Origin of the sequence: Streptomyces bohaiensis (genome assembly GCF_012033785.1) — a bacterium.
In the GTDB taxonomy this organism is placed as follows: Bacteria; Actinomycetota; Actinomycetes; order Streptomycetales; family Streptomycetaceae; genus Streptomyces; species Streptomyces bohaiensis.
In genome coordinates, this window is the sequence record NZ_JAAVJC010000051.1 from 21060 (window position 1) to 24384 (window position 3325).

General features: G+C 75.5%; 2 protein-coding genes and 1 pseudogene. 2 read left to right on the forward strand and 1 reads right to left on the reverse strand.

Annotation, left to right across the window (positions count from 1 at the left end; translation table 11 throughout):
- Positions 1-88: 88 nt before the first annotated feature.
- Together HCN52_RS08955 and HCN52_RS08960 are read left to right on the forward strand one after the other, a co-directional pair.
- Positions 89-1039: pseudogene (locus HCN52_RS08955) on the forward strand (ATP-binding cassette domain-containing protein); the annotation flags it as partial.
- Between the two features lie 245 nt (positions 1040-1284).
- On the forward strand, positions 1285-2085 hold the full coding sequence (locus HCN52_RS08960; protein WP_168087849.1) for an ABC transporter permease: 801 nt from the start codon (positions 1285-1287) through the stop codon (positions 2083-2085).
- A gap of 55 nt (positions 2086-2140) precedes the next feature.
- Here the strand turns inward: HCN52_RS08960 and HCN52_RS08965 are convergent, their stop codons facing one another.
- Positions 2141-3322, reverse strand: a complete 1182-nt coding sequence (locus tag HCN52_RS08965) for a right-handed parallel beta-helix repeat-containing protein (RefSeq protein WP_209314335.1) — start codon at positions 3320-3322, stop codon at positions 2141-2143.
- Between the last annotated feature and the right edge of the window lie 3 nt (positions 3323-3325).

Below are 3325 nucleotides of genomic sequence, written 5' to 3' on the forward strand. Positions count from 1 at the left end.
AGGAGAAGGAGATCGCCGTCGAACTCGCCCAGGACGCCGGCGCCGCCCCTCCCACCACCACCCGACCCAGGCCGAAAGGGCGCACCCCGTGCCGGACCAGTCACACGCGATCACAGCCGAAGGGCTGACCCGATCCTTCGGTGACCGACGCGCGCTCGACGGCGTCGACCTCGCCGTCCCGACCGGTACCGTGCTGGGGCTGCTCGGCCCCAACGGCGCGGGCAAGACCACCACGGTGCGCGTCCTGGCCACGCTGCTGCTGCCCGACGGCGGCACCGCCCGCGTCGCCGGCCACGACGTGGTCCGCGAACCCGACGCCGTGCGACGCCGGATCGGTCTCTCCGGCCAGTACGCCGCCGTGGACGAGAAGCTCACCGGCCGGGAGAACCTCTACCTGGTCGCACGGCTCTACGGGATGCGCCGTGCGGCGGCCCGCCGCCGGGCCGACGAGCTCCTCGCCCGCTTCCGGCTGGAGGAGTTCGCCGACCGGCCCAGCGGCTCCTTCTCCGGCGGCACCCGCCGACGGCTGGACCTCGCGGGCGCTCTGGTCGCCCCCCCGCCGGTGGTGGTCCTCGACGAGCCCACCACCGGCCTCGACCCCCGTGGGCGCGCCGACACCTGGGAGTCGGTCCGCGAACTCGTCGCGGAGGGCACCACCGTGCTGCTCACCACGCAGTACCTGGAGGAGGCCGACCAACTCGCCGACGCCGTCTGCGTCATCGACCGCGGCCGGGTCGTCGCCCGCGGCACCGCGGCGGAGCTGAAGGCACGCGTCGGCGGCGAACGGCTCTCCGTCGTCGTGCCCGACCCCGACCACCGCGTCACCGCCCATGCCGTCCTGGCGGCGCTCGGCCCCCACACGCCGGAGGCCGGGGAACGCGGGCTGCTCAGCGTCGCCACCGACGACGGCCCGGCCGCGTTGGAACAGGTGCTGCCCCGGCTGCGCGCCGCCGGGGTGGCGCTCGGCGAGGTCACGCTGGCGCCGCCCACCCTGGACGACGCCTTCCTCGCCCTCACCGGCCGGACGGGGACCGTCGCGGAGCAGGCCGACGAGAGCACCGAGGCGGCCGGTGACGGCGGGCCGGGTCGGGACGCTCCCGCGAGCGGTGGCGCCCCGTCCGCCGCCGGAGCCGGCCCCCGGCCGGCCCCCTCCGGTACCGCCCCGCGCCACGCGGCACCGGTGGGAGCCCCGCCACCGACGACGAACGGAACGCCCGGCCCCGGCCGGCACGCCCACCGCCCCCGGCGCTCCCGCGCCGCCGGCCGCGGGGCGGGGGACCAGCGATGACCGCCCTCGCCCTCGCCGGCCGCGACGCCGGCATCATCGCCTGGCGCAACCTGCTCAACCTCGGCCGGACCCCCGGCTCGGTGATCGCCGCGCTCGTCCAGCCGCTGATGTTCGTCCTGCTGCTGGCCTACGTCTTCGGCGGCAGCCTCGGCGGCGACGACTACCGCGTCTACCTGATGGGCGGCATCTTCGCCCAGGCGGTCACCTTCAACGCCGCGTTCACGGCGCTGGGACTGGCCAACGACATGCACAAGGGGCTGGTCGACCGGTTCCGCTCGCTGCCCACCCCCCGCTCCTCCGTCGTCCTCGGCCGGACGCTCTCCGACCTGACGATGAGCACCGTCACCCTCACCGTCACCGCCCTGTGCGGCCTGCTCGTCGGCTGGCGCACCGACGCCCCCGCACACCACGTGCTGCTCGGCTTCGTCGTCATCCTCCTCTTCGCCTTCGCGATGTCCTGGGTCGGCGCCACCATCGGCCTCACCGCGCGCAGCGTGGAGGTGGCGCAGAGCGCCGGGCTGATCTGGCTCTTCCCGGTCACCTTCGTCTCCTCGGCCTTCGTCTCGCCCACCGCGATGCCCGGACCGCTGCGGACGGTCGCCGAGTGGAACCCCGTCTCGGCGACCGCCACCGCCGCGCGCCGGCTGTTCGGCAACGTCCCGCCGGCGGGTCTCGGCCCGGGCGATGCCTGGCCGGTGCGGAACGCCCTGCCCTACTCGCTGCTGTGCACCGCCGTCATCACCGCCGTCTTCATGGCGCTGGCGGTGCGTCGCTATCGGCGGATCACCCGCGGTTGACACCCCACGCCCCGTCCCGCCTCGCCCGTGGGGCCGAGGCGGGACGGCCGGCGGCTCAGCTGCAGGTGCTGCGGGCGGAGTTGTGCAGCGTCAGGTTGCGGTAGGCGATCCCGACGCCGCAGGGGCTCTCCCGCAGCGCCGTGTCACGGATGGTCAGGTTCTGGAGGGTGACGTCCCGCGTGACCGCGAACTCCGCCCGCGAGGCGATCCGCACGTCGCCGGGGCCTGAGACGGTCCCGCCGGCGGTCGCGAGGTTCACGTTGTAGCAGTTCTCGATCAGGATCGCGTTGCTGCCGGTGCCCGCGATGTCGACCCGCCCGATCTCCACGCCGCCGCTCTCCGAGACGCAGAACACGCCCCGGCCGCCGCCGCGCGCCACGACCTCCCCGACGCGGATGTTCACCGGGTAGGCGTTGCCGACGCGGCCGTTCCGGTTGGCCATGCGGAACGCGGCGTAGCCGGTCCCGGTCCCCGCACCCACCGCGTCCACCCGCCCGACGGTGGCGTTGGTGGTGTCGTTGAGCAGCAGGCCGCTGTAGCCGGTGTCCCGCGCGATCACGGTGCCCACGGTCAGGCCGTCCACGCCGTACGTCTCGACGCCGTGGTTGTCCGTGCCGGAGACGAGGACGTGGTCGATCCGGACGTTCCGCGTCCGCACCGAGCGGTCGCCGTGGTTGTCGATCCGCACCCCCAGCCCGCCGGAGAGCCGCAGGTCGAGCGCGCCCAGGGTCACCCCGGTGGCGTTGCGGACGAAGACGCCGAAGTAGGGATGCCCCGTCATGGCGAGGTGTCCGACGGTGACGTCGGTGGCGTTCCGCACCCGGATCGGGGCGTGGTTGGCCGCGACGGCGCCGCTGACCTGGAGCGTGCCGCAGACGTCGAGCGAGGTGTGGCTGGGCAGGTCGAGCGACTGGTTGGCCGGGACGGTCCCCGAGCCGCGCACCACCACCCGCTGGGCGGTGGTGCGTCCGGGATCGAGACTGCCGACGGCGGCGCGCATCGCCGTCAGCATGTCCGGGCCGCTGTACCCCGGCGCCCGCCAGGTGTTGCCCTCCCGGACCGCCTGGGCGTGGAAGGAGCCGTCGCCGCAGGCGAACGGCCGGACGGCGCCGCCGGCGCCGGTGTCGAGTTCAGCGGCCGGGGTGGAGGCGTCGACCGGGAGGGCCGCGGACTGCGCGGTGTCGGCGGCCGGAGCCGGCACGGGGCGGTCCGGGGCCGCGGCCGCGGGACCGGCCAGGGC

Excerpts from the sequence above, each read along its gene's own strand:
- HCN52_RS08960 (WP_168087849.1), top strand. The coding sequence starts at position 1,285 with ATGACCGCCCTCGCCCTCGCCGGCCGCGACGCCGGCATCATCGCCTGG.